Origin of the sequence: Streptomyces lasiicapitis (assembly GCF_014646335.1) — a bacterium.
GTDB classification, from domain to species: domain Bacteria; phylum Actinomycetota; class Actinomycetes; order Streptomycetales; family Streptomycetaceae; genus Streptomyces; species Streptomyces lasiicapitis.
Map to the genome: position 1 here is coordinate 118,709 of NZ_BMNG01000018.1, position 26,009 is coordinate 144,717.

The following is a 26,009-nucleotide window of genomic DNA, read 5'->3' on the forward strand; positions in this document are numbered from 1 at the left end:
CAAGGGCTGAGCCCTAGCCAGTCGTACGTACGTCCTCGTACTCGGTCCCGTACCGTGTGCGGGGACGTACGCGCGTACTGGGGAGGCGAGACACATGGCCGGGAAAGTCCGGGACAAGGACCGGTTCTCCACGGCGACCCGGCTGCGGCTGCTCGGCGAGCAGACCGCCGAGCGCGTGTACCGCTCGCAGACCAAGCGCCAGGCGCGCCGCTCCCGGCTCACCGGGCGGGCCGCGCTCCTCGTGCTCGTCGTCTGCTCGCTGGTCGTGGCGCTCGCCTATCCCATGAGGCAGTACGTGTCGCAGCGCGCCGAGATCGCCGAGCAGCGGCAGAAGCAGGCCGAGCACCGCGAGAACGTGGAGCGGCTTCGCGACGAGAAGGCCCGCTGGCAGGACGACGCGTACGCCGAGCAGCGCGTCCGGGACCGGCTGCACTACGTGATGCCGGGCGAGACCGGGTTCACCGTCGTCGACCCGACGGCCGCCGACGGCCACCGCGGGGACGCGGGCGCGGCCGACCGGCCCTGGTACGCGAACGTCTGGGACGGCGTCGACGAGGCCGACGCGGCCGATCGCGCCGACGACAATTGAGACCGTCAGTTCAGTACGAACCGAAATCAGTACGAACCGAAAGACAGGCATGGAAACGCCCCCGCCCCAGACCGAGCCCACCGCGCCCACGGACGCCGACATCGCCGCGTTCCAGGAGCAGCTCGGGCGCCCGCCGCGCGGCCTTCGCACCATCGCGCACCGCTGCCCCTGCGGCAACCCGGACGTGGTCGAGACGGCGCCGCGGCTGCCCGACGGCACGCCGTTCCCGACGACGTACTACCTGACGTGCCCGCGGGCCGCGTCCGCCATCGGGACGCTCGAAGCCAACGGTGTCATGAAGGAGATGACGGAGCGGCTCGCCACCGACCCCGAGCTGGCCGCCGCGTATCGGGCCGCGCACGAGGACTACATCGCGCGGCGCGACTCCATCGAGGTGCTCGAGGGCTTCCCCTCGGCCGGAGGCATGCCCGACCGCGTGAAGTGCCTGCACGTACTGGTGGCCCACTCCCTGGCCGCGGGCCCCGGTGTGAACCCCCTCGGCGACGAGGCGATCGCCATGCTCCCGCAGTGGTGGCGCAAGGGCGCCTGCGTGGGCACCGCCGACTCCGCCTGACCCGGCACCCTTACCACCCGCGGCAGCCGCTGCTACCTCAAGGAGAAACCCCGATGACCCGCGTGGCAGCCATCGACTGCGGCACGAACTCCATCCGCCTGCTGGTGGCGGACGCCGACCCGCGGACCGGTGAGCTGGTCGACCTGGACCGCCGGATGGAGATCGTCCGCCTGGGCCAGGGCGTCGACAAGACGGGCCGCCTCGCCCCCGAGGCCCTGCAGCGCACCTTCGCCGCCTGCCGCACCTACGCCGAGATCATCAAGGAACTCGGCGCGGAGCGGGTCCGCTTCGTGGCGACCTCCGCCTCCCGCGACGCGGAGAACCGGGACGACTTCGTACGCGGCGTCCTCGACATCCTCGGCGTCGAACCCGAGGTCATCTCCGGCGACCAGGAGGCCGAGTTCTCCTTCACGGGCGCGACGCGGGAACTCAAGGGCCAAAACAAAAGGGGCGCGGAGCGCCTTCCGCAGAAGGGTGGTGGCGGGCGACGGGAGGGACTGCCCACGCCCTACCTGGTGGTCGACATCGGCGGCGGCTCCACGGAGTTCGTGGTCGGCGACGGCGAGGTCCGCGCGGCCCGCTCCGTGGACGTCGGCTGCGTACGCATGACGGAACGCCACCTCGTGCGCGACGGCGTCGTCACCGACCCGCCGACCGAGGCCCAGATCGCCGCGATCCGCGCGGACATCGAGGCGGCGCTCGACCTCGCGGAGCAGACGGTCCCGCTGCGCGAGGCCCGCACCCTGGTGGGCCTCGCGGGCTCGGTCACCACGGTGGCCGGCATCGCGCTGGGCCTCGACGCCTACGAGTCGGCGGCGATCCACCACTCCCGCATCCCCTACGCGCGCGTGGCGGAGATCGTGGACCGGCTCACCCGCTCCACGCACGCCGAACGCGCCGCGATCCCCGTGATGCACCCCGGCCGCGTCGACGTCATCGCCGCGGGCGCCCTCGTCCTGCTCGCGATCATGGACCGCACCGGCGCCCAGGAGGTCGTCGTCAGCGAGCACGACATCCTCGACGGCATCGGCTGGTCCGTCGCCTGAGCACTCAGGAAAGACCGCCCGAGCACTCAGGACGGACCGCCCGAGCATTGATCGCTTGAGCGTCCCGTGCGACGCTTGAGCGGCCGAAAGAGGGTCCAGGAGGCCCCCGGACGACGCCCCGTCGGAAAACTTCGTGAAGTTCTTCACAAGGAAATCAGCCCTGTTGAGCGAGGTTTTGAGGAGTTGGGGCCACGGACGGGTGGCCGGGGTCACGCGGGGCGGGTGCCCGGATCGCTTCCGGGGTGTTGCCGGGGCGTGAACGGGCGGGTGGTTCACCCGGTCCCGGAGCCAGGAGCGGCAGCTCAAGAGGGGTTGACAACGACTCGCGGTATGCGGTGGTTCCCCTGTGGCGTCATGACCTGTGTCACGTGGGCGGCGAAGTGTAGCAGAGGCCCCACCCATGCTTGTGAAGGGGCGCACGAGCGACCCCCGAGGAGGGGGTGGATACTCGATGGCATGAGCACCACGGAGCGTCCCAGGATCCTCGTAGTAGGCGGTGGGTACGTAGGCCTGTACGCAGCTCGACGCATTCTGAAGAAGATGCGCTACGGAGAGGCGACCGTCACGGTCGTCGACCCGCGCTCGTACATGACGTACCAGCCCTTCCTCCCCGAAGCCGCGGCCGGCAGCATTTCGCCTCGGCACGTCGTCGTCCCGCTGCGACGCGTGCTGCCCAAGGCGGAAGTCCTCACCGGCCGGGTCACGACCATCGACCAGGACCGCAAGGTCGCCTCGATCGCCCCCCTCGTGGGTGAGGCGTACGAGCTGCCCTTCGACTACCTGGTCATCGCGATGGGCGCGGTCTCCCGCACCTTCCCGATCCCCGGCCTCGCCGAGCAGGGCATCGGCATGAAGGGCATCGAGGAGGCCATCGGCCTGCGCAACCACGTGCTCGAGCAGCTGGACAAGGCCGACTCCACGACGGACGAGGAGGTCCGCCGCAAGGCGCTGACCTTCGTCTTCGTCGGCGGTGGCTTCGCCGGTGCCGAGACCATCGGTGAGGTCGAGGACATGGCCCGCGACGCGGCCAAGTACTACAAGAGCGTGAAGCGCGAGGACATGCGCTTCCTGCTCGTCGACGTCGCCGACAAGATCCTCCCCGAGGTCGGCCCGAAGCTCGGCGCCTACGGCAAGGAGCACCTCGAGGGCCGCGGCGTCGAGGTCTACCTGAAGACCGGCATGGACTCCTGCGTGGACGGCCACGTGGTCCTCAACAACGGCCTCGAAGTCGACTCCAACACCATCGTGTGGACCGCCGGCGTCAAGCCGAACCCGGCCCTCGCGCGCTTCGGTCTGCCGCTCGGCCCTCGCGGCCACGTGGACACCCAGACGACCCTCCAGGTCCAGGGCACCGACTACATCTGGGCCGCGGGCGACAACGCCCAGGTGCCGGACGTCGTCGGCCGCAAGGCCGGCAACGAGAACGCCTGGTGCCCGCCGAACGCCCAGCACGCCCTTCGCCAGGCCAAGGTCCTCGGCGACAACGTGATCTCCGGCATGCGGGGCTTCCCGCAGAAGGAGTACAGCCACGCCAACAAGGGTGCGGTCGCCGGTCTCGGCCTGCACAAGGGCGTCGCGATGATCGTCATGGGCAAGATGAAGATCAAGCTCAAGGGCCGTCTCGCCTGGTACATGCACCGCGCGTACCACGGCATGGCGATGCCGACGTTCAACCGCAAGATCCGTGTCTTCGCGGACTGGACGCTCGGCATGTTCCTCAAGCGCGAGGTCGTCTCGCTCGGCGCCATGGAGACTCCCCGCGAGGAGTTCTACGAGGCCGCCAAGCCGGCGCCCAAGCCCGCCGCGGCGAAGGCCGAGCCGGTCGCCGCCGCTCCGGTCGAGGAGAAGGCCAAGGCCTCCTGACGCCGTAAGGCACACACGTGCGTACGTGACGCACGCGAGCATCGCCCGAAGGGGCCTCCCGCCATCCGTGGTGCGGGAGGCCCCTTCGCGCGTTTCACGCCAAGGCTGGATGGCGACTACATGTATTTTGCATATTCGTAACGAGGCAACGGGACTGCGCGGGCCCGCCGTTGGTGTTTACGTGGTGTTGGACCGTTCCGTTCCGGGATCGCCTTGACGGAGGTGCGTCATGCAGGACGCCGCGCTGCGGCTGAAGAACCTTGCCGAGCAGTTGACGGGAGCCGAGCTGCCGGTTCGAATCCGTGCCTGGGACGGATCGGAAGCGGGACCGCCGGGCGCTCCCACACTCGTCGTACGCCATCGCCGCGCCCTGCGCCGCCTGTTGTGGAAACCGGGGGAGCTGGGGCTCGCGCGGGCCTGGGTGGCCGGGGACATCGACGTCGACGGTGATCTGTACGCGGCGCTCGATCTGCTCGCCGAGTACATCTGGGAGCGCGGTGAGGACGCGCGGAGCCTCACCGACAACCTGCGCGACCCGCAGGTCCGGGCCGCGGCCCGCGCCCTGTTCGCGCTCGCCGCGCCCTTCCTGCCGCCGCCCGTGCCGCGCGAGGAGATGCGCAGACCGGGCAGGCTGCACCGGCACACCAGAGGCAGCGACAAGAAGGCCATCAGCCACCACTACGACGTCGGCAACGACTTCTACGAGCTGGTGCTCGGCCCCTCGATGGTCTACTCGTGCGCCTACTGGGAGTCCCCGGAGTCCACCCTCGCGGACGCCCAGCGCGACAAGCTCGAACTCATCGCCCGCAAGCTCGACTTGAAGCCCGGCATGCGCCTCCTCGACGTCGGCTGCGGCTGGGGCTCCATGGCCGTGCACGCCGCCCGCGAGCACGGCGTGAGCGTCGTCGGCGTCACCCTCTCCCAGGAGCAGGCCGCGTACGCCAGGAAGCGCATCGCCCAGGAGGGCCTGACCGACCGCATAGAGATCCGCGTCCAGGACTACCGCGACGTGCGCGACGGCCCTTACGACGCCATCTCCTCCATCGGCATGGCCGAGCACGTCGGCGCCGAACAGTACCTGGAGTACGCCGCCGACCTGCACGCCCTCCTGAAGCCCGGCGGCCGCCTCCTCAACCACCAGATCGCCCGCCGCCCCCAGACCGACGAGTCCGCGTACGCGGTGGACGAGTTCATCGACGCCTACGTCTTCCCCGACGGCGAACTGGCCCCCCTCGGCCGCACCGTAGACCTCCTGGAACGCGCGGGCTTCGAGGTCCGGGACGTCGAATCCATCCGCGAGCACTACGCCCTCACCCTGCGCCACTGGGTGGCCAACCTGGAGGCGAACTGGCCCGAGGGAGTCCGCTTGACCAGCCCCGGCCGAGCCCGCATCTGGCGCCTCTACATGGCGGCATCGGCACTGGCTTTCGAGCGCAACCGCATAGGGGTGAATCAGGTGTTGGCGGTACGGACACCGGAGGGGGATGGGAAGTCCGGGATGCCGTTGCGCGCGCGGGAGTGGAAGCCCTAGGGCGAGCCATTTCAGCCCGTCCGGCGTTTGAGGACGAGCCGCGAAGCGGCGAAAAGGGGGGCCAGGGGGCGAAGCCCCCGTATACGGCAGCGGGGCCCCGGGGTGACTGTCACCCCGGGGCCCCACACCTTCGTACGACTACTCAGCCTTGATGGCCTGAAGCGGGTTGAGTCGAGCCGCGCTCCGCGCGGGCCACACCGCAGCAAGGACACCGACAACCGCCGCAATCCCGAGGAAGATCACAATCCGCCCGACGGGCACCTCCATGGAGTACGTGGTCACGGTCCCGGCGATGCTGTCGCCCGCGACCCATCCGAGGAAGAGGCCCAGGCCAACGCCGAGCACCGCACCGAACAGCGAGATGACCACGGACTCGAGCCGAACCATCTGCTTGATCTTCGCCCGGTCGAGCCCGATGGCCCGCAGCATCCCGATCTCGTGCTTCCGCTCGAACACGGACATCGCCAGCGTGTTGATGACACCGAGGACGGCGACGAGGATCGCCATGGCGAGCAGGCCGTAGAGCATGTTCAGCATCAGGTTGATGGCGCCGCCGACCTCGTTGCTGATGTCGTCCTTGTCCTGGATCTTGATGGCGGGGTTGTCGCCGAGCGCCTTCACGACGGCGTCCTCGGCCTTGCCGGACGTACCGTCCTTCATCTTCAGGAGCACCTGCTGGTCGCTGATCTTCGACAGGTGCGGGTCGACGACCGCGGTGGGCGTGAACAGGCCTTCGAGCATCTCGTTGGACTTGTAGACGCCGGCGACCTTGAGCTGGACGGTCTTGTCGTCGTCGAACTTCACGGGGACGGTGTCGCCGGGCTTCAGGCCCTTGTCGTCCGCGAGGTCCTTGTCGATGAGGGCGGCGTTGCCCTTGAGGCCGGCGAGGGAGCCGCTGGTGAAGTCGAGGCCGACGAGCTTGCCGAAGGCCTTGGGGTCGACGCCGGTGACACGGCCGTAGCTGCCGTCGGCCTCGCCGTAGGTGGTGCGCAGGGCGGAGCTGGCCTCGACCTCGGGCAGCTTCTCCAGCTTCTCGTGGACCTTGGGGGTCAGCGGCTGGAAGTTGGCCATGGAGACGGCGTAGTCGGCCTTCAGGGAGTCCGTGGCCATCTTGTTGATGGCGCTGCCCATGGAGACCGCGACGACGGTCATCGCCGTGATGAGGGTCAGGCCGATCATCAGGGCCGAGGCCGTGGAGGCGGTGCGGCGCGGGTTGCGGACCGAGTTCAGGCGGGCCAGCTTGCCGGTGACGCCGAACGGCTTCAGGAGCGGTCCCGCGGCGGCGATGAAGGGGCGCGAGAGCAGCGGCGTGAGGACGATGACGCCGACGAGGATCGTCGCGGCGCCCCCGGACTTCACGTAGTTGTCCTCCATGAACAGCATGACCACGCCGAGGGCGACGATCAGCGAGCCGATGGTGTTGCGTACGACGAGGCCGCGCATCGTCGGCGAGGCGTGCACGCTGTTCATCGCGGCGACCGGCGGGATCTTCGCGGCGCGGCGGCCGGGCAGCCAGGCGGCGAGCATGGTCACGACCACGCCGATGAGCAGCGCCGTCAGGATGGTAGTCGGGCCGATGACGAGGGGGCCGTCGGGCAGCGAGGCGCCGCCGGCGTTCATCAGGGACTCCAGGCCCACGGCGACGCCGATGCCGAGCGCGAAGCCCGCGACGGCGGCGACCAGGCCGACGATGAACGCCTCGATGAGCACGGAGCGGGTGACCTGGCGGCGGGACGCGCCGACGGCGCGCATCAGGGCCAGTTCCTTGGTGCGCTGGGCGACCAGCATGGTGAAGGTGTTGGCGATGATGAAGATGCCGACGAACAGGGCGATGCCGGCGAAGATCAGCAGCACCTGGCTCATGGAGCTGGTGTTCTGCTCGATCATGCGGTCCTGGTCGGCCTTGAGGGACGCGCCGGTCTCGGCGTCGGTGTCCTTGGGCAGGATCTTCTCGACGGAGCTCTTGAGCGCGGCCTCGGAGGTGCCCGCGGCGGCCTTCACGTCGATCTCGTCGTACTCGGACTTGCCGAGGACCTTGAGCGCGGTGCTGTTGTCGAAGACGACGAGGCTGCCGCCCGCGATCACACTGCCGTCGTCGGTGTCGAAGATGCCGCTGACCTTGGCGGTGCGCACCGGTCCGTCGGTGGAGTAGCGGACCGTGTCACCGACCTTGTAGCCGGTGCGGTCGGCGGTGCGGCTGTCCAGGGCGATGTCGCCGGCCGACTTGGGGGCCGCGCCCTCGGTGAAGTCGTAGCGCGGGTCCTTGCCGTCCTTGCCCGGGAAGTAGTTGGAGCCGGAGGTGCCCCACTCGCCGCCGACGAGCTTGCCGTCCTTGTCGGCGACCGCGGTGAAGCCGGAGACGCTGCCGAGCACCGACTGGGCGCCGGGCAGGTCCTTGGCCTTGGTGAGCAGCGAGTCCGTGAGCCGGTCCGGCTGCTTGGCCTCCTGGCCGTCGTTGTCGCGGGTGCCGCCGTCGGGCGTGATGGCGACCGAGACGTGGTCGAAGCTCTTGGCCGACTTGTTCTTGTAGGCGGAGCCGAAGGTGTCGGTGAAGACCAGGGTGCCGGAGACGAACGCGACGCCGAGCATGACGGCGAGCACGGTCATCAACAGCCGGGCCTTGTGCGCGAGCACGTTGCGCAGGGCGGTACGGAACATGGGAGAGAGTCCTGAGGTCGGGCGTGAGGTGGCGCGCCCCAAAGGGGCGCGGGGCGGTGTCTACTTGCGGCTCCGCCGCGTGGGCGCGACCAGCCACAGCCGACCCGCAGATTAAGAACTGGCAGACGAGCCCTTAGCTCGTCCGACCCTTCGCGTCGAAGTCCTTCATCCGGTCAAGGACGCCCTCGGCGGTCGGCCGGAGCATCTCGTCGACGATGCGCCCGTCGGCGAGGAAGATCACGCGGTCGGCGTACGACGCGGCCACCGGGTCGTGCGTGACCATCACGACCGTCTGCCCGAGCTCCCGCACGGAATTGCGGAGGAAGCCGAGAACCTCGGCCCCGGACCGCGAGTCCAGGTTTCCGGTCGGCTCGTCACCGAAGATGATCTCCGGCTGGGAGGCGAGGGCGCGGGCCACGGCCACGCGCTGCTGCTGGCCGCCGGACAGCTCGGTCGGCCGGTGCGAGAGCCGGTCGGCAAGGCCCACCATGGTGATGACCTGTTCCAGCCACTGCTTGTTCGGCTTGCGGCCCGCGATGTCCATGGGAAGCGTGATGTTCTCCAGGGCGGTCAGCGTCGGCAGCAGGTTGAACGCCTGGAAGATGAAGCCGATCTTGTCCCGGCGGAGCTTGGTGAGCTGCTTGTCCTTGAGGGTGGACAGCTCGGTCTCGCCGATGCGTACGGAGCCGCTGCTGAAGCTGTCCAGACCGGCCACGCAGTGCATCAGCGTGGACTTGCCGGAGCCCGAGGGGCCCATGATCGCGGTGAACTCGCCCTGCCCGAAGTCGACGGAGACACGGTCCAGCGCGACGACCTGCGTCTCGCCCTGGCCGTACACCTTGGACAGCTCCGAGGCGCGCGCGGCGACGCTCGTGGCGCGGGCGGCGAAGGAAGTGGTGGTGGTCACGGGACGGTGCTCCTGTCGGGACGACGAGTGGGGACGTACTCCATCGTCTCGGTGGATCGGGCCCGTGGAGTCAGCCGCTGTTCCGGTTCCTGGGGGCGACTTCGGTCGGACTCGGAGGGGCCATGTCATACCTGGGGATGACGGGCACCCTGAGGCCGGGCCCGGCGGCGCCGGGGCGCGACGGCGCGGACGGCGGTCGCCGAAAGCGCTTCCCCCGGCCCGGCCAGGTACGGCTAAATTCCGTCAATTCCCTCCCCCTCGCGGGCACCCTTCGACGGCGCCCGTGGCAAGTACCACCGGCGCGTACCAGGTGCTGATGCACCCTCAGACGTCAATAAAATAAGACAACGTCGGGCTGTCGTTCCGCTGTTCGGGGGATGCCTCCCGATAAGGTCGAAGCCTTGTTGCGGGGCCCACGCACCTGCCCGGATGGTGGAATGCAGACACGGCGAGCTTAAACCTCGCTGCCCCTTAGCGGGCGTACCGGTTCAAGTCCGGTTCCGGGCACCTCCGCCGTCATGTTCGTCGGGCAACGGCCCGTGACCGGGAAGCCGGTCGCGGGCCGTTCCCGTTGAAGGAAGCGCGTGCCGTTCATCCGGTACGTGACATTCCGTCAACTCGGCGTCGGCTCCGCTTCAACTCGACTCAACTCGACTCGGGCGTCGCGCTCTTGATGATCGCGAAGGGTGCGCCCGAGGGGTCGAGCAGCATGGCAAGGCGGCCGATGCCCTCCGCGTCGGCGGCCGGGATGATCACTGTGCCGCCGGCCTCGGTGGCCCTGGCGAGCGTGGCGTCGGGGTCGGCGACCTCGAAGTACGGGTGCCACTCGGGCTGCGAGCCCCTGTCCAGGTTCTCCTGCGGGAGCTGCATGAGGCCGCCGTGGCTGTTCTCCTCGGTGCCGCCCGCCGGGGTCAGGACCGTGTACGTCATGTCCGGGCCCATGTCCATGTCGGCCGTCTGCCAGGAGAACACCGCGCGGTAGAAGTCCTTGGCCCCGGCGGCGTCCGTCGTGTACAGCTCGGCCCAGGTCAGGGAGTTGGGCTTGCTGACCAGGTCCACGCCCTTGGTGTCGCCGGGCTGCCAGACGGCGAAGTCCGCGCCCGCGGGGTCGGTGAACTGGCCCATGCGGCCGAAGCTGAACACGTCGTCCGGGGCGACCCTGACGGTGCCTCCCGCCTGCTCCACCGCCTTCGCGGTGGCGTCCGCGTCCGGGGTGTGGAAGTACAGCGTCCACGCGGGGGACGCGCCCGCCTCCGTCAGGGGGCCGAGGCCTGCGACCGTCTTGTCGTCCTGCACGAAGAAGCCGTACCCGCCGCCCTGGGGGCCCGCCGACTGGAACTGCCAGCCGAAGGTGGCGGAGTAGAAGGAGACCGCGGCGTCGGTGTCAGGGGCGCCGAGATCCAGCCAGTTCGGGGCGCCGGGGACGAAGTCGGTGGAAAGCATGGTCCCGCCCTTCGGGGAGGTTTCCTGAGCTCTCCTCAGCATGGCAGCCCCCACTGACAACCGCGCCACGAACGCCGCCTCGGCACATTCTCAGCCCCTCCGGCGTTTGAGGAGCGGGGTCTGGGGCGGAGCCCCAGGAGGGGCGGGTGGGTGGGAAATACACTCCCGTGATGCGTACGACCGTGGCGATTATTGGTGCGGGGCCCGCGGGCCTGCTGCTGGCCCGGCTGCTCGATGCCGCAGGCGTCGATTCCGTGGTCCTGGAGAGTCGGGACCGCGCCTACGTGGAGCGACGGCAGCGGGCCGGGATTTTGGAGCAGGGCACGGCGGACGCCCTGCGCGCTGCGGGCGCGGGCGGGCGCATGGACCGTGAGGGGCTGCCGCACGCGGGCATCGAGCTGCGCTTCGCGCGACGTCGGCACCGCGTGGACTTCCCCTCCCTCACCGGCGGCCGCTCGGTCCTCGTCTACGCCCAGACCGAGGTCTGCAAGGACCTCATAGCCCTGCGCCTGAGCGGCGGCGGCCCGCTGCTGTTCGGGGCGGAGGCGCTGGCCGTGGAGGACGCGGAGACGCACCGCCCGCGCGTGCGCTATCGCCACGAGGGGCGGGAGGGGGTCGTCGAGTGCGCGTACGTCGCGGGGTGTGACGGCTTCTGGGGTGTGTCCCGCAGGGCCGTGCCGCCCGCACTCGTACAGACGTACGAACGTACGTACCCCTTCGCCTGGCTCGGCGTCCTCGCCGACGTCCCGCCCTCCCACGACGAGCTGGTCTACGCCCGCCATGACCGCGGCTTCGCCCTGCTGAGCCAGCGGACGCCGACGGTGTCCCGGCTGTACCTCCAGGTCCCGGAGGGGACGGACGCCGCCGACTGGAGCCACGGGGACATCTGGGACGAGCTGGAGCGCCGCACCGGGACGGACGACGGCTGGCGGCTGAGGCGCGGCCCGATCACCGCCGCGTCCGTGACGCCGATGCGCTCGTACGTCCACGAGCCCATGCGCCACGGCCGCCTCTTCCTCACCGGTGACGCCGCCCACATCGTGCCGCCCACCGGCGCCAAGGGCCTCAACCTCGCCGTCGGCGACGTCGTCACCCTGGCCCGCGCCCTCGTCGCCCACCACGCCACCGGCGACCCCGCGGGCCTCGACGCGTACTCCGCGACCTGCCTGCGCCGCGTCTGGCAGGCCGAGCGGTTCTCGTACGCGATGACGGCCATGCTGCACCGCCACCCCGACGCGACCCCCTTCGACGACCGCCTCCAGCTCGCCCAGCTCGACCGGATAGCCACCACCCGCTCGGCCGAGGCCGACCTCGCGGAGGCCTACACGGGCTTCCCCCTCGACTGAGCACCGGGAACACTTGAGCGCCGGGAACACTGGGCTCCGTCCCGAGCGTTCTCCCGTCACGGAGAGGGAAAGATCCTCCCCAAGCACTAGGCACTTCCTTTTGCCTACGCATTACTCTTGAACCCAAAGCCACGCACGGTGGCCATGGAGGAGTGAGATGAGGAGCAGTAACCCGGTCTTCTCGCGACGGGGGTTCAGCCGCGACAACGGCTATGCGGGCTTCAACGCGCAGCCGCAGGCCGGGGGAGCCGCTGCCGTCGGAACGCAGACCAACCCGCCCAATCCGTACGCGGGCGCGGGCCAGCAGGCCCCCACCAACCCGTACGCCAACAATCCCTATGCCCAGCCCCAGCAGGGCCTCCAGGGTGCCCCGCCGCAGACCCCGGTGACCACCGGCCGCATGACGATGGACGACGTCGTCATGCGCACGGCCACCACCCTCGGCGTCCTCGTCGTCACGGCCGCGCTCGCCTGGGCGCTGCTCCCTGTCGACGACGCCAACATCAGCAGGTCGATCGGAATCGCGATCGGCGCCGGTCTCGTCGCGATGATCCTGGGCTTCGTGCAGGCCTTCAAGCGCAAGGCCTCGCCGCCGCTGATCCTGACGTATGCCGCCCTGGAGGGTGTCTTCCTCGGCGTCGTCTCCAGCGTCGTCGACAACCGCATCGCGAGCGGCGCGGCCATGCAGGCCGTCCTCGGCACGATGGCCGTCTTCCTCGGCGTCCTCGTGGCGTACAAGGCCGGCTGGATCCGCGTGAACCGCCGTTTCTACGGCTTCGTGATGGCGGCGGCCCTCGGCTTCATCCTGCTGATGGCGGTGAACCTGCTGTTCGCCGTGTTCGGCGGCGGTGACGGCCTCGGCTTCCGCAGCGGTGGCCTCGGCATCATGTTCGGCATCATCGGCATCCTGCTCGGCGCGTGCTTCCTGGCCCTGGACTTCAAGCAGGTCGAGGACGGCATCGCGTACGGCGCCCCGCGCGAGGAGGCCTGGCTCGCCGCCTTCGGCCTCACGATGACGCTGGTGTGGATCTACATGGAGTTCCTGCGGCTCATTGCGATCCTGCAGGGCAACGACTGACGGCCGTCCCCGGGACGGCTGACGCCCTGAGCGACACGACGAACGGCCGAAGGGCCCGCGGAATTGATTCCGCGGGCCCTTCGTCGTTGTCGGGGGAACGGAGGTCGGGGGAACGAGGGTCGGGGTCAGAAGTACTTGCGCGCGGCACGACGCAGGTCGTACTCGTGGATGATCGCCTTGGCGTGGCCGTACGCGAGGTTGTGTTCGCCGCGGAGCCAGCTCACCTTTTCCTCGAAGCGGAAGAGCGAGGGGCCCTCGTCGACGGTGCGGAGCCAGTCGGAGACTTCACGACCTGTGCAGTGAGGGATTCGCGCGAGCAGATTGCGGTGGGTCTCCTCGGAGAAGACTTGGGACATCGGCGCCTCCGGACGCGTTCGATGTGGTCCGTCCTTCACGCCACCGTGCCTGAGCGTTCGGGTATTGGCAACAGTCCCGGCTCGGCGCGTAGGGTCGCACAGTGCTCGATACGACGCCTTTGATCACGGCAGTTGACCGATTCGCGGACCGGCTGCGGGCCGCGCCGCAGTCCCGCCTCCAGCGCGGCGCCGCGGCCGAGGCGCTGGATCTCGCCCGGGAGTTGGCGGCGCGCGCCCAGCTGCGGGAATCGCCGCTCGCCGAGCCGCGGGTGATGCCCGACGCGGGCATGTTCGCGGCCGCCGACCAGGTCACCGTCGCGGGGCGGGACTTGGCGCTCGTACTCCACGAGGAGAGCGAACTCGCGGAAGCGGTCCGTCTGGTGGAGGAGGCTGTGGGGCGCGCCGGGGTGTGAGCGCCGGGTGAGCCGACGGCCGTACGCGGCCGTCGGGGGGCGGATCAGACCGACGCGATGACGCGGTCCGCGAGGATGTAGACGTTCTCCGTACCGCACGCGAACGTGAGCGCGTACGCGCCCGAGACGCCGGAGCCGCCGAGCAGGACCGGGGCCTGGCCGTCGCGCAGGGCGGCGGCGAGCAGTTCCGCGGTCTCGCGGTGGCCCGGGGTCATGCAGAGCGTCGTGCCGTCGGTGAAGACGTAGACGTCCAGGGTGCCGAGGGGGCCAGGGCGGACGTCGGCGAGCGCCGTGCGGGCGTCGGCCAGCTCTTCGAGGCAGGCCACGGTGCGCTCGTGGTCGCCGTGCGCCGGGGTCTGCACCGGCACGAAGTCGGGGTGCGAGGGGTGGCGGCGGCGGGCCGCGGCCAGCTCGGGCGATTCGCCGCCGAGGACGCCGTCCAGGGAGGTGCCGCCCGCGAACTCGTCCGCGGCGGCGGCCGGGTCGGCGAAGGGCTCGACGACCGGCTCCAGGCTCTCGGACTCCAGGCCCGCGAGGTCGGCCTGGCGCGGCAGGAACAGCTCGTCCGCGATGGACTCGGGCAGCCCGCTCAGGAGCGAGGGGGTGTCCGCGATGTCGCGCGCTTCCTGGGCGGCCCAGAACGCGCGCGCCTCGGCCAGCTCGCGCTCGCGCTCCTCGGCGAGGGCGTCGGCGACGGCCGCGCGTATCTCCTCGGTGTCCACCGCGGTACGGGCGGCGGGCACGGAGGCGCGCCCGGCGGCCGCGCCGCGGCTCTCTGCCAGCTCGGTGCGCAGCTCGGTGATCTGCTGCCGCAGGCCCCGCACGGAGTGCAGGGCGGCGACGCCCACGGCCGTGGCAGCGGCCGCGGACAGCAGCAAGGCAAGGTGCAAGGCGCTCACTGACGTACTCCCGGTTTCAAGTCGACCCCCGACTTCCTACATCAGCTTGAAGCCTGCACCATCCTGCTGTCAGTGCATTACGTCACGAAATGGACAGGACTTTCGACCTGGTGTTTATCCGTGCATCCATGCTGACCTGGGCAAATGCATCTTCCTCGGGAGATTGGTCACATCCTGAGGGAGATTGGGTCACGAATGTGTGGAGGGGCGGAAGTTGCCGCAGGATCCCGACCAGTGAGACGAGCGGCCACGGAGGGTGCCGGAGCGGCCGCTTCAGGGCGTCGCTCCGGCGATCCCGGTGCCGACTCTGTCAGCTCAGACGCTCGATGACCATCGCCATGCCCTGGCCGCCGCCGACGCACATGGTCTCCAGGCCGAACTGCTTGTCGTGGAACTGGAGGCTGTTGATCAGCGTGCCGGTGATGCGGGCGCCGGTCATGCCGAAGGGGTGGCCGACGGCGATCGCGCCGCCGTTGACGTTCAGCTTCTCCAGCGGGATGCCCAGGTCGCGGTAGGAGGGGATCACCTGGGCGGCGAAGGCCTCGTTGATCTCGACCAGGTCGATGTCGCCGACGCCGAGCCCGGCGCGCTTGAGTGCCTGCTTGCTGGCCTCGACCGGGCCGAGGCCCATGATCTCGGGGGAGAGGCCGGAGACGCCGGTGGACACGATGCGCGCCAGCGGGGTCAGGCCGAGGTCGCGGGCCTTGGTGTCGCTCATGATCACCAGGGCGGCGGCGCCGTCGTTCAGCGGACAGCAGTTGCCCGCCGTGACCAGGCCGTCGGGGCGGAACACGGGCTTGAGGCCCGCCACGCCCTCCAGCGTGACGCCCGCGCGCGGCCCGTCGTCCTTGCTGACGACCGTGCCGTCGGGGAGCGTCACCGGGGTGATCTCGCGCTCCCAGAAGCCGTTCTTGAGGGCTTCCTCGGCGAGGTTCTGGGACCGGACGCCGAACTCGTCCATGTCCTGGCGGGTGACGCCCTTCAGGCGGGCGAGGTTCTCGGCGGTCTGGCCCATCGCGATGTACGCGTCGGGGACGAGGCCGTCCTCGCGCGGGTCGTGCCAGTTCGTGCCGGTCTCCTGGGCGACGGCCGCGGTGCGGGCCTCCGCGTCGGCGAACAGCGGGTTGTGGGTGTCGGGCTGGCCGTCGCTGGTGCCCTTCACGGACCGCGAGACCATCTCCACGCCGGCCGAGATGAAGACGTCGCCCTCGCCCGCCTTGATGGCGTGCAGGGCCATGCGGGAGGTCTGCAGCGAGGAGGAGCAGTAGCGGGTGATGGTGCAGCCCGGGAGGTGGTCCATCCCCATCTGTACGGCCACGATCCGGCCCAGGTTGTGACCCTGCTCGCCGCCGGGCAGGCCGCAGCCGAGCATCAGGTCGTCGATGTCCCGCGGGTCGAGCGCGGGGACCTTGGCCAGGGCGGTCTGGATGATCGTGGCGGTCAGGTCGTCCGGCCGCAGGTCCTTCAGGGATCCCTTGAAGGCGCGGCCGATGGGGGAGCGGGCTGCGGAGACGATCACGGCTTCGGGCATCACGGGCTCCTACTGGCGGGGGCGCCCTTAACAGGGCAGGGCTCACTGGGAAGTTACCTGCCCGTAGGGGTGTGGGGCATCGGGTGGGGGGTGTGACCCCGGCCGCATTTCTAAGCGAGCGCTCAGGGGGTGGGCCTCGCGGTGCGCCCCAGGCCCGCCCCTTCCCGCTGCATCAATTAGCGGCTCCGCCGCGGGCAGGGGGCTGCCGCCCCCTGGACCCCCGCTGTCGCCGCTTCGCGGCTCGTCCTCAAGCGCCGGACGGGCTGGTAGTGCCGGCTGCGTGCAGTCGTGCAAGTTGGGGCGGGTGGGTGGGATATAGCCCCTCCGGCGTTTTGAGGAGCGGGGGTCTGGGGGCGGAGCCCCCAGGCCTACGGGATCGGGGACGGGTCCGGGGTCTGGATGCGGCGGCGGCGCCTGCGCTTGAGGAGGGCCCAGGGGCCGCGGGGGCCCGTGGGCATGGCGCCGGTGACCTCTGTGCCGCCCTCCGCGGCCGCCTGGGCCGCCGCCCGCGCCACGGGCAGGAAGCCCTCGCGGCGGGACACGTCGGGCCGCTCCTCCTCCGGCCACAGGCCGAGCGCCGCGCACAGCGTGGGCAGGACCGCCATCGCCGCGGTGGCGTACCCCTCCGCCGAGGGGTGGTAGTTGTCCGGGCCGAACAGCTCGCGCGGGTTCGCCAAGAATTCGGGGCCCAGGAGATCGCCGAGCGACACCGTACGACCGCCCTGCTCGACCACCCCGATCGTCTGCGCGGCGGCCAGCTGCCGCGAGACCCGGCGGGCCAGCCACCGCAGCGGCTGGTAGACGGGCTCGATGGTGCCGAGGTCGGGACACGTCCCCACCACCACCTCCGCCCCGGCCGTGCGCAGCCTGCGCACGGCGGCGGAGAGTAGCCGCACGGATCGCGTCGGCGGCATCCGGTGCGTGACGTCGTTCGCCCCGATCATCACCACGCACACGTCGGGCACCCAGCCCGTCTCGTCGGACAGGACCAGCGACACCTGTCGTTCCAGGTCGTCGGACTGCGCCCCCGGCTGCGCCACCACCCGCACGTCCACCGGCCGCTCCGCCACCGCCGCGAGCCCGGACGCGAGCAGCGCCGCCGGCGTCTGCTGGGCCCGCCGCACGCCCTGCCCCGCCGCCGTGGAGTCGCCGAGCATGGCGAACCGCAGCGGCTCGTGGCAGTCGGCGCGCTCGGCGAACGCCGCCCCGTAGCGCCCGCGCGCCCGCGGCGGCGCCCCGTACCCGCCGTTGCCCACCGACCGCTTGGCCAGCTGCACCTCGGCGAGGACGAGCCCGACCGTGGCCGCGCCGAGCAGCCCGATGCCTCCGCCGCCGTACGCCGCACCCGCGGCGATCCGCCGCGCCACCCTCGCCCTCGACACCCCGTGGTCACCTCAGCAAAGTCGTACCGACAAGTCGCGCCGACAAGTCCGGCCGGCGGGTCATGCCGACAAGTCGTGCCAGCAAATCGTCCGGAGCCGCACAACCGCCGCACACCCGGCCGTACGCCCCGTACACCCACTCATTGCCCCGTCAGGCAGGGCGGCCAATCGCATCGGTAGGTGAACCGGCGAGATGGCGCCGTAGTCTGACGGCACCCATATACCTCGTACGGCGTCCCTTCGCGGGACAACCAGTACATCCAAGGCGCTGCGGCCCGGACACCCCGGAAAAACGGAGACAACGGTGCATTTCCACGACTCGATGATCAGTCTCGTCGGCAACACCCCGCTGGTGCGGCTCAACAACGTGACCAAGGGCCTGAAGGCCACGGTCCTCGCCAAGGTCGAGTACTTCAACCCCGGCGGTTCCGTGAAGGACCGCATCGCGCTGCGCATGATCGAGGCCGCCGAGGCCAGTGGGGAGCTGCGCCCCGGCGGCACCATCGTCGAGCCGACGAGCGGCAACACGGGCGTCGGCCTCGCCATCGTGGCCCAGCAGAAGGGCTACAAGTGCGTCTTCGTGTGCCCGGACAAGGTCAGCACCGACAAGATCAATGTGCTGCGCGCGTACGGCGCCGAGGTGGTCGTCTGCCCGACCGCCGTCGACCCCGAGCACCCGGACTCGTACTACAACGTCTCCGACCGCCTCGTACGGGAGATCCCCGACGCGTGGAAGCCGGACCAGTACTCCAACCCCAACAACCCCCTCTCGCACTATCACTCCACCGGCCCCGAGCTGTGGGAGCAGACCGAGGGGAAGATCACCCACTTCGTGACCGGCATCGGCACCGGCGGCACGATCTCGGGCACCGGCGGATATCTGAAGGAGGTCTCCGGCGGGAAGGTCAAGGTCGTCGGGGCCGACCCCGAGGGGTCCGTGTACTCGGGCGGGTCCGGGCGGCCCTACCTCGTCGAGGGCGTCGGTGAGGACTTCTGGCCGACGGCCTACGACCGGAACGTGACGGACGACATCGTCGCGGTCTCGGACAAGGACTCCTTCCAGATGACCCGGCGGCTCGCCAAGGAGGAGGGGCTGCTCGTCGGCGGCTCCTGCGGCATGGCGGTCGTCGCCGCGCTGCGCGTCGCGGAGGGCCTCGGTCCGGACGACGTCGTGGTCGTGCTGCTCCCCGACAGCGGGCGCGGCTACATGAGCAAGATCTTCAGCGACGAGTGGATGAACGACTACGGCTTCCTGGAGGAGGCCGGCGACCAGCCCCGCGTCGGCGACGTGCTGCGCCGCAAGGAGGGCGGGGAGCTGCCCTCCCTCGTCCACATGCACCCCGAGGAGACCGTCGGGGAGGCCATCGACGTCCTTCGTGAGTACGGCGTCTCGCAGATGCCGATCGTCAAGCCCGGCGCCGGCCACCCGGACGTGATGGCCGCCGAGGTCATCGGGTCCGTCGTCGAGCGCGAGCTGCTCGACGCGCTGTTCGCGCAGCGGGCCTCGCTGCACGATCCCCTTGAGAAGCACATGTCCGACCCGCTGCCGCAGGTCGGCTCCGGGGAGCCCGTCGCCGACCTGATGTCGGTCCTCGGCACCGCCGACGCGGCGATCGTCCTCGTCGAGGGCAAGCCCACCGGGGTCGTCAGCCGGCAGGACCTGCTCGCCTTCCTGGCCGAGCAGCAGGGTGGGAACCCGCCCGCGGGGCGGTAACCGGCTGTCGGGTGGGGGAACTTCGCGGAAGTGGTACGAAGGCGACACGTCCGCGCAGCACCCGCTTAACACGCGTACGGCACCTTGGGGGGTGTCGGCGTCAGGACTTCCGGAGCGGCTCCCGGACCTCCAGCGGCGCCTTGGACGCGCTGCCCGGTCCTGACCCGGCCCGCGTCCTTCGCGGGGACCGCCGTCGTCCCGCCCTCCGGGTCCGCCCGGGGGTGCGGCGGTCCCCGCGCTACGCACGCCCAAACGCCGGACGGGCTATTCCGTACCCACTTGCGGGTGGGTGGGGGAAAGAGCCCGTCCGGCGTTTGAGGACGAGGGCCGGAGGCCCGAAAGCGGGGGAGAGGGGCGGAGCCCCCTGAGCGGTCCCGGACGAGGCCGCGGCACATCCAGCGGAGCGCTTAGTCGTCCCAGTCGGGCTTGCGGGTGGTGCGGGGGCGGAGGAGGGAGAAGAGGCCGGTGCCCCGGGCGGCGTGGACGGCGTTCACGCCGACGATGCCGAACCAGGTGACGAACAGGCCGGAAAGCCCCGCGTTCACCACGCCGATCGCGGAGAGCGGGATGGCGAGGATGAGGGAGACCACGCCGAAGCCGAAGCGTTCGCCCCAGGAATCCACCCCGTTCCCGGGGTTGCGCGCCCCACGCGCGACGACCATCTGCTGCTCGGCCATGTGCCGACGCATCCGACGGTCGATCGTGCCGTCGAGCCGCTTCTCGACCTTCTCCAGGAAGGAGTCGACCAGAGCGGACTCGTACTCCTCGCCGAGGTCCTTGCGCGCGTGCAAGGCGGCGTTGAGTTCCTTTTTGAGTTCGGCGTCACGAGGGGCTTCCATAACCCATACGGTACGCAGCCGCCCGCGCCCCTGACAGTGGGGCTAGCCCCCCTTTCCGGACTGGGCCAGACCCGAGCCGCCCAGGTCAGCGCAGTACGCGCACCCGCCCGGAGTCGAGGTCGTAGCGGGCGGCCACCACGGTGGCGGGCCGGAACGCCACGTCCGCGCGCAGCGCGTCCCGCATGCGCTCGGCATGCGCCGCCACCGTGTGGTCGACCCAGTCGCCCGGCTCGTCGCGGCAGGCCCACGCCGAAGGACCGATCCCCTCGACCAGGCGCGCGATGTGTCCGGGCACCTCCTTGCCGGTCCTCAGCTGCTCTATCGTCGCCGCGACGGCCCCGCACCGCTCGTGCCCGAGGACGAGGACCAGCGGTATGTGCAGCTCGGCGACCCCGTACTGGATCGACCCGAGCACCGCCTCGTCCAGGACCTCGCCCGCCGTACGTATGCACAGCAGATCGCCGAGGCCCTGGTCGAAGACCAGCTCCGGCGGCACCCGCGAGTCGACGCAGGACAGGACGACGGCGAACGGGTGCTGTTCGTGGGCGACTTCGATCCGGCGCGCCCGGTCCTCGTGCGGGTGCTGGGAGCGGATCTTCGCCCAGCGGCGGTTCCCTTCGAGGAGGGTGGCGAGGGCCGCCTCGCCGGTGGTGGGGCGGGCGGCCGCCGCGGGGCGGGTGGTGGCGGGCGCCGCGGAGGCCACGGCGGTGGCGGACGTGAGCACGGTGGCGGCCGTGGCCGTCAGGAACGCTCTGCGGTTGGCGGGAGACGAGAGAGGTCTGCGCGGGGCTGTGGTGGGCATGACGGATCCTCCGGGTGGGCCGCTCTTACGGGCGGTTCACCGTAGGGACGTCGCCCCACACCTCAGGGAGCGTTTATCCAGCCTTTGTTGATCCGGCGACGGATCATGGCCTGCCCGATACCGGTTCTTGAACCGGCTCCGACCCCGGCTCCTCCACTCCGTACAGAGTCTGCTCCGGGATATGTGCCGTGTTCCGCCGCGCCACCCCCCAGTACAGCAGCGCCGGCACCGCAAGGCCCACGATCCAGGAGATGTCCGCACCGCCGAGCGAATCCACGAGCGGCCCGGTGTAGAAGTGCGTGACCAGGAACGGGAGTTGGGCGAGGAGTCCGATCCCGTACACCGTGAGCGCGTCCCAGCGCCACGCGCCGTAGCGGCCGTGGGGGTCGGAGAGCGCCGGGATGTCGTACCGCTCCTTGGAGATCAGGTAGTAGTCGACGAGGTTGATCGCCGACCACGGCGTGAAGAAGGTCAGGAGGAAGAGCAGGAAGTCCTTGAAGGAGGTCAGGAAGCTGTCCTTGCCGAGCAGCGCGACCGTCGTGCCCGCGATCATGATGAGCGCGATGTACGCCGCACGCCCGCGCGGGGAGAGGGTCTTCTGGCCGCGGAAGCCGCTGACGCTCGTCACCATCGACATGAACCCGCCGTAGGTGTTGAGCACGTTGATGGTCAGCTTGCCGAGCGCGATCACGAAGTAGAGGAACGACGCGATCAGACCGGTGCCGCCGAGCCCGACGACGTACTCCACCTGGTTGCTCATGAACGCCCCGCCCGCGCTCGCCGCGACGAGCACCCCGAACGTCATCGACCACTGCGCGCCCAGCGCGGAGCCCGACAGCGTCCACCAGAACGTGGCCCGCCCCGACGTCGTACGCGGCAGATAGCGCGAGTAGTCCGCGACGTACGGACCGAAGGCGAGCTGCCAGGACGCGGAGAGGGAGACCGCGAGCAGGAACATCGGCAGGTCGAAGTGGGCGTCGGAGAGGAGCGACGAGAGGTCGACGCGGTCCAGGAGGCGGACGCCGAGGTAGATGAAGGCGAGGGCGCAGATGACGCTGGCCACGCGGCCGAGCGCGTGGATGACTCGGTAGCCGACCGCGGCCGTCACCGCCGTGACCGCGGCGAACAGCACGATTCCGGTGGTGTCGTCGGTGTGCGTCAGCTCGGCGGTGGCCTGGCCCGCGAGCACACTGCCGCTCGCGAAGAAGCCGACGTACATGAGGATGACGAGCAGGAGCGGTACGACGGCGCCGCGCACCCCGAACTGCGCCCGGGAGTGGATCATTTGGGGCAGGCCCAGCTTGGGGCCCTGCGCCGAGTGGAGGGCCATCACCGCGCCGCCGAGGACGTTGCCGAGCACCAGGCCGACGATCGACCACACCACGTCGCCGCCGAACACGACCGCGAGCGCGCCCGTGACGACCGCCGTGATCTGGAGGTTGGCGCCCAGCCAGAGCGTGAACTGGCTGAACGCGGTGCCGTGCCGTTCCGCGTCGGGGACTACGTCGATGGAGCGGCGCTCCACCAGTGACTCTGCCATGCCGTGACCCCTCAGTCCTTCTCGTTCTTCGTGATGCCGTGCTTCGCCGCCCAGTCGTTCGCCACGTCCTCGGGGTCCTTCCTTTCCTTGTCCACGAGCCGGTTCAGCTCGGTGAGGTGCTCGGTCGTCAGGGCGGCGCCGAGGCGCGCGAGGGCCTTGCGAACCGTCGAGTCGGCCTTGCGGTCGGCGACGAGCGGGACGACGTGCTGGCCGGGGATGAGGTTCTTGGGGTCGGTGAGGACCACCCAGTCGTTGGCGGCGATGTCGGTGTCGGTGGTGAAGAGGTTCGCGACGTCGACGTCGCCCTTCTTCAGGGCGCCCTTCACCAGCGGCCCGGAGGAGTCCAGGGACTTGAACTCCTTGAACTCCACGCCGTACACGTCCTTCAGGCCCACCGCGCCGACCGTGCGCTTCTTGACCTCGGGCGCGGCGCCGATGACCAGCTTGCCGTTGTGGCGGGCGAGGTCGGCGAGGGAGGTGAGGCCGTACTCGTCGGCGGTCTCGCGGGTCACCACGAAGGCGTCGGAGTCCTCCGCCTCGCCGTAGGGGAGTATCTGGAGGCCGCGCGGCAGTGCGACCGCGAGGGCGTTCTGCATCTCGCCCTCCTCGGTGGCCTTCGCCTTCGGGTCGAGATAGTGCAGGAGCGCGCCCTGGTACTCGGGCAGCAGGTCGACGTCGCCGCCGCGGAGGGCGGGGATGAGGATCTCGCGGGTGCCGAGGTTCGGGCGGACGGTGGTCTTCACGCCCGCCGCGTCGAGGGCGGCCGCGTACAGGTACCCGAGCACCTGGTTCTCGGTGAAGTTGGCGGTGCCGATGGTGACGCCGCCCTTGCTGGAGCCGCCGCCCGAGCCGCCACCGCCGTCGCCGTTCAGCGAGGTGATGCCGCCGCTGCACGCGGACAGGGCCGGGACGGAGGCGGCGGCGAACAGGCCGCCGAGGAGGGTCCTGCGGTTGAGGGGCCTGCGAGAGATGGGGGGCATCTGCCGTACTCCTAGGCGGACTTGGCGGGGCGGTGACGGAAGAGGGCACGCTGCAGACCCGACAGGGCCAGATCGAGTACGACGGCGACGAGGGCCACGAGCACGGCGCCGCCGAGCACCTGCACGAGGTCGCGCTGGGCCAGGCCGTCGAACACGTACCGGCCGAGGCCGCCGAAGGAGACGTACGCGGCGATCGTCGCCGTCGCCACCACCTGGATCAGCGCGAGCCGCAGGCCCGTCATGACCAGCGGAAGCGCGAGCGGCAACTCGACCTGGAAGAGCACCTGATGGCCGCGCATGCCCTGCCCGCGCGCCGCGTCCCGCACCTCCGGGTCGACGGCGGACATCCCGGCGTAGGTGTTGGTGACGATGGCGGGCACGGCGAGCGCGACGAGCGCCACGTACACCGGCCACATGGAGAGCCCGCTGGCCAGGAAGACCAGGACGACCAGGCCGACGGTGGGCAGCGCGCGCCCGAACGACGCCAGGTTGATCGCGACGAACGCGCCGCGTCCGGTGTGCCCGATGAGCAGCCCGATCGGCAGCGCGATCACGGCGGCCACCAGGGTGGCGAGCAGCGAGTACTGGAGGTGTTCGGTGAGGCGGTGGCCGATGCCGTCCTGGCCCGCCCACTGGTCGCCGTCGACGAGCCAGGCGCCGAGGTCCTTGAAGAGTTCGAACATGGCGGTCAGGCCTCCCGCCTGCGTCGGTTCCAGGGCGTGAGGACGTACTGGACGGCGACGAGCAGCGCGTCCGCGACCAGCGCGAGGAGCAGGGTCAGGACCACGCCCGCGATCACCGGCGTGGGGAAGTCGCGCTGGAATCCGTCCGTGAAGAGCTGGCCGAGGCCGCCGTCCCCGATGTACGTCGCCACGGAGACCAGTGAGATCGACATGACGGTCGCGATCCGCACCCCCGCCATGATCACCGGGAGCGCGAGCGGGAGTTCGACGGTGAGGAGCGCGCGCAGCGGCTTGGTGCCCATGGCCTTCGCCGCCTCCTTCGTCTTCTGCGGGACGGAGTCGAGGCCTTCGACGGTGTTCCGCAGGAGCACGACGAGGGTGTAGATCGTCAGGCCGGTGACGGTGGTGGTGCGGGTGAGGCCCGAGACCGGGAGCAGGAGGACGAAGACGGCGATCGACGGGATCGTGAAGAGGATGTTGGACAGGCCGAGGAGGAGGCCGCGCAGGGGGCGGACGCGGTGCGCGAGGACCGCCAGGGGCAGCGAGATCAGCAGGCCGAAGAAGACGGCGGAGAGGGCGGCCTGGAGGTGGTTGACGGTGAGGGTGGTGAGGTCGTCGGTGTGGTCGGCTATCCACGACCAGTCGACGCTCATGCGGCGGCGTCCTTGGCGGGGGCGCCCTCGCCGGGGCCGGGGCCGGTGGGTGCGCTCGGGGCATTCCCAGTGAGTGCCGCCTGGGCGTGGGCCGCGCCCGCGTGGGTGTGGATGTCGTCGCGGGAGCTGACGCCGGTGAGGACACCGGTGGAGTCGACACGTGCCACCAGGCCGCCGGGGGCGGCTATGGACTCGTTGAGGGCGGCGAGCAGGGAGTCGCCGTCACGCAGCGCGCGCAGCGGGGTCCGGACGTTCGTCTCGGTGTCGTGCCAGGCCAGGGGCTTGCGGGCGGAGTCGAGGGCGAGGGTCCAGCGGCCGCCGTCGGGGGCCGGGCCCTGCGGGACACCCGCGAGCGTGGTCAGGGAGAGCAGCTTCAGGCCGCGCTCGGCGCCGAGGAAGTCCGCGACGAAGTCGTCGACGGGTCGGGCGAGGAGTTCGGCGGGCGGCGCGCACTGCACCAGGCGGCCGCCGGTGCGGAACACGGCGATGCGGTCGCCGAGCCGTACGGCCTCGTCGATGTCGTGCGTGACGAAGACGATCGTCTTGCCCAACTCCTCCTGCAGGCGCAGGAGTTCGTCCTGGAGCTGGGTGCGTACGACCGGGTCGACGGCGCCGAACGGCTCGTCCATGAGCAGTACCGGCGGGTCGGCGGCGAGCGCCCGCGCCACGCCCACGCGCTGCTGCTGGCCGCCGGAGAGCTGGTGCGGGTAGCGCTTGCCCGCGTCGGGGGAGAGGCCGACGGTGTCGAGCAGCTCGGCGGCGCGGGCGCGCGCCTTGCGGCGGCCCCAGCCGAGCAGCAGCGGCACGGTCGCGACGTTGTCGAGGACGGTGCGGTGCGGGAACAGGCCCGACTGCTGGATGACGTAGCCGATGGAGCGGCGCAGTTCGGCGGCGTCCTGGTCGAGCACGTCGCGGCCGCCGACGCGGATGGTTCCCGACGTCGGGTCGACCATTCGGTTGATCATTCGGAGGGTCGTCGTCTTGCCGCAGCCGGAGGATCCGACGAGTACGGTGACGCCGCCTTCCGGCAGGTCGAGGGAGAGGTCGTCGACCGCCGTGGTGCCGTTCGGGAAGCGTTTGTGGACCGTGTCGAACTGGATCATGAGTGAGTCCCTTGCCCGGCTGTATATCGTCATGCAGAGTTCTCGGTACCTGAATAGGTTGTCAATGCTCCGGCGTAAA

General features: G+C 70.5%; 23 protein-coding genes and 1 tRNA gene. 10 read left to right on the plus strand and 14 right to left on the minus strand.

Annotated elements, in window-relative coordinates; all coding sequences use genetic code 11:
• The first annotated feature begins 94 nt into the window (after positions 1-94).
• The 5 genes from IEY91_RS34235 (at position 95) to IEY91_RS34255 (ending at position 5,603) form a co-directional block, all read left to right on the plus strand.
• On the plus strand, positions 95-589 hold the full coding sequence (locus tag IEY91_RS34235) for an FtsB family cell division protein (protein ID WP_189176968.1): 495 nt from the start codon (positions 95-97) through the stop codon (positions 587-589).
• Between the two features lie 49 nt (positions 590-638).
• Complete coding sequence (locus IEY91_RS34240) at positions 639-1,163, plus strand: DUF501 domain-containing protein (RefSeq protein ID WP_164324171.1); 525 nt, start codon at positions 639-641, stop codon at positions 1,161-1,163.
• A gap of 53 nt (positions 1,164-1,216) precedes the next feature.
• Positions 1,217-2,209 carry a Ppx/GppA phosphatase family protein gene (locus IEY91_RS34245; RefSeq protein ID WP_164324173.1) on the plus strand — a complete coding sequence of 331 codons (993 nt, stop codon included), beginning with the start codon at positions 1,217-1,219 and terminating at the stop codon, positions 2,207-2,209.
• 456 nt (positions 2,210-2,665) lie between these two features.
• Positions 2,666-4,072 carry an NAD(P)/FAD-dependent oxidoreductase gene (locus tag IEY91_RS34250; protein ID WP_164324175.1) on the plus strand — a complete coding sequence of 469 codons (1,407 nt, stop codon included), beginning with the start codon at positions 2,666-2,668 and terminating at the stop codon, positions 4,070-4,072.
• A 229-nt stretch (positions 4,073-4,301) separates the two neighbouring features.
• A complete protein-coding gene (locus IEY91_RS34255; RefSeq protein ID WP_164324177.1) occupies positions 4,302-5,603 on the plus strand; it encodes an SAM-dependent methyltransferase in 1,302 nt (433 codons plus the stop codon).
• A gap of 138 nt (positions 5,604-5,741) precedes the next feature.
• On the opposite strand, the gene IEY91_RS34260 is transcribed toward IEY91_RS34255, so the two are convergent.
• Both IEY91_RS34260 and IEY91_RS34265 read right to left on the minus strand, forming a co-directional pair.
• A complete protein-coding gene (locus IEY91_RS34260) occupies positions 5,742-8,261 on the minus strand; it encodes an ABC transporter permease (RefSeq protein WP_164324179.1) in 2,520 nt (839 codons plus the stop codon).
• A 133-nt stretch (positions 8,262-8,394) separates the two neighbouring features.
• On the minus strand, positions 8,395-9,168 hold the full coding sequence (locus IEY91_RS34265; protein ID WP_164324181.1) for an ABC transporter ATP-binding protein: 774 nt from the start codon (positions 9,166-9,168) through the stop codon (positions 8,395-8,397).
• A gap of 423 nt (positions 9,169-9,591) precedes the next feature.
• On the opposite strand from IEY91_RS34265, the gene IEY91_RS34270 reads away from it, so the two are divergent.
• A tRNA-Leu gene (locus IEY91_RS34270) sits at positions 9,592-9,675 on the plus strand.
• Positions 9,676-9,813: 138 nt separating this feature from the next.
• Here the strand turns inward: IEY91_RS34270 and IEY91_RS34275 are convergent.
• Positions 9,814-10,611, minus strand: coding sequence for a VOC family protein (locus tag IEY91_RS34275; protein ID WP_164324183.1), 798 nt, complete (start codon positions 10,609-10,611; stop codon positions 9,814-9,816).
• Between the two features lie 170 nt (positions 10,612-10,781).
• Here IEY91_RS34275 and IEY91_RS34280 point away from each other — a divergent pair, with 170 nt between their 5' ends.
• Both IEY91_RS34280 and IEY91_RS34285 read left to right on the plus strand, forming a co-directional pair.
• Positions 10,782-11,957 carry a 4-hydroxybenzoate 3-monooxygenase gene (locus IEY91_RS34280; RefSeq protein WP_189176969.1) on the plus strand — a complete coding sequence of 392 codons (1,176 nt, stop codon included), beginning with the start codon at positions 10,782-10,784 and terminating at the stop codon, positions 11,955-11,957.
• Positions 11,958-12,114: 157 nt separating this feature from the next.
• The gene (locus IEY91_RS34285; RefSeq protein ID WP_164324187.1) at positions 12,115-13,035 is read left to right on the plus strand and encodes a Bax inhibitor-1/YccA family protein; all 921 of its coding nucleotides are present in this window, start codon (positions 12,115-12,117) and stop codon (positions 13,033-13,035) included.
• A gap of 125 nt (positions 13,036-13,160) precedes the next feature.
• Here IEY91_RS34285 and IEY91_RS34290 read toward each other — a convergent pair whose 3' ends face one another.
• Positions 13,161-13,391, minus strand: coding sequence for a DUF4287 domain-containing protein (locus tag IEY91_RS34290; RefSeq protein WP_016643352.1), 231 nt, complete (start codon positions 13,389-13,391; stop codon positions 13,161-13,163).
• Between the two features lie 101 nt (positions 13,392-13,492).
• Between IEY91_RS34290 and IEY91_RS34295 the strand changes: the two genes are divergently transcribed.
• Positions 13,493-13,804 (plus strand): hypothetical protein, encoded by a 312-nt coding sequence (locus tag IEY91_RS34295; RefSeq protein WP_164324189.1) that lies wholly within the window; start codon positions 13,493-13,495, stop codon positions 13,802-13,804.
• 44 nt (positions 13,805-13,848) lie between these two features.
• Here IEY91_RS34295 and IEY91_RS34300 read toward each other — a convergent pair whose 3' ends face one another.
• The 3 genes from IEY91_RS34300 to IEY91_RS34310 all read right to left on the minus strand — a co-directional run bounded on the left by IEY91_RS34300 (position 13,849) and on the right by IEY91_RS34310 (position 17,601).
• Positions 13,849-14,703 (minus strand): hypothetical protein, encoded by an 855-nt coding sequence (locus tag IEY91_RS34300; RefSeq protein WP_189176970.1) that lies wholly within the window; start codon positions 14,701-14,703, stop codon positions 13,849-13,851.
• Between the two features lie 310 nt (positions 14,704-15,013).
• Positions 15,014-16,234, minus strand: a complete 1,221-nt coding sequence (locus IEY91_RS34305) for an acetyl-CoA C-acetyltransferase (RefSeq protein WP_164324191.1) — start codon at positions 16,232-16,234, stop codon at positions 15,014-15,016.
• Positions 16,235-16,602: 368 nt separating this feature from the next.
• Complete coding sequence (locus IEY91_RS34310) at positions 16,603-17,601, minus strand: SGNH/GDSL hydrolase family protein (protein WP_164328468.1); 999 nt, start codon at positions 17,599-17,601, stop codon at positions 16,603-16,605.
• Between the two features lie 319 nt (positions 17,602-17,920).
• Between IEY91_RS34310 and IEY91_RS34315 the strand changes: the two genes are divergently transcribed.
• Positions 17,921-19,330 (plus strand): cystathionine beta-synthase, encoded by a 1,410-nt coding sequence (locus IEY91_RS34315; RefSeq protein WP_164324193.1) that lies wholly within the window; start codon positions 17,921-17,923, stop codon positions 19,328-19,330.
• A gap of 407 nt (positions 19,331-19,737) precedes the next feature.
• Here the strand turns inward: IEY91_RS34315 and IEY91_RS34320 are convergent, their stop codons facing one another.
• The 7 genes from IEY91_RS34320 to IEY91_RS34350 all read right to left on the minus strand — a co-directional run bounded on the left by IEY91_RS34320 (position 19,738) and on the right by IEY91_RS34350 (position 25,930).
• A complete protein-coding gene (locus IEY91_RS34320; RefSeq protein WP_189176971.1) occupies positions 19,738-20,169 on the minus strand; it encodes a hypothetical protein in 432 nt (143 codons plus the stop codon).
• Between the two features lie 85 nt (positions 20,170-20,254).
• Positions 20,255-20,971: a carbonic anhydrase gene (locus tag IEY91_RS34325; RefSeq protein ID WP_164324197.1), complete on the minus strand. Its 717-nt coding sequence runs from the start codon at positions 20,969-20,971 to the stop codon at positions 20,255-20,257.
• Between the two features lie 103 nt (positions 20,972-21,074).
• Positions 21,075-22,511: a purine-cytosine permease family protein gene (locus IEY91_RS34330; protein ID WP_189176972.1), complete on the minus strand. Its 1,437-nt coding sequence runs from the start codon at positions 22,509-22,511 to the stop codon at positions 21,075-21,077.
• Positions 22,512-22,522: 11 nt separating this feature from the next.
• A complete protein-coding gene (locus IEY91_RS34335) occupies positions 22,523-23,491 on the minus strand; it encodes an ABC transporter substrate-binding protein (protein ID WP_189176973.1) in 969 nt (322 codons plus the stop codon).
• Positions 23,492-23,502: 11 nt separating this feature from the next.
• Positions 23,503-24,174 carry an ABC transporter permease gene (locus tag IEY91_RS34340; RefSeq protein WP_164324201.1) on the minus strand — a complete coding sequence of 224 codons (672 nt, stop codon included), beginning with the start codon at positions 24,172-24,174 and terminating at the stop codon, positions 23,503-23,505.
• A gap of 5 nt (positions 24,175-24,179) precedes the next feature.
• Positions 24,180-24,827: an ABC transporter permease gene (locus IEY91_RS34345; protein WP_189176974.1), complete on the minus strand. Its 648-nt coding sequence runs from the start codon at positions 24,825-24,827 to the stop codon at positions 24,180-24,182.
• Positions 24,824-25,930: an ABC transporter ATP-binding protein gene (locus IEY91_RS34350; protein ID WP_189176975.1), complete on the minus strand. Its 1,107-nt coding sequence runs from the start codon at positions 25,928-25,930 to the stop codon at positions 24,824-24,826. Before IEY91_RS34350 ends, IEY91_RS34345 begins: the two co-directional genes overlap by 4 nt.
• Between the last annotated feature and the right edge of the window lie 79 nt (positions 25,931-26,009).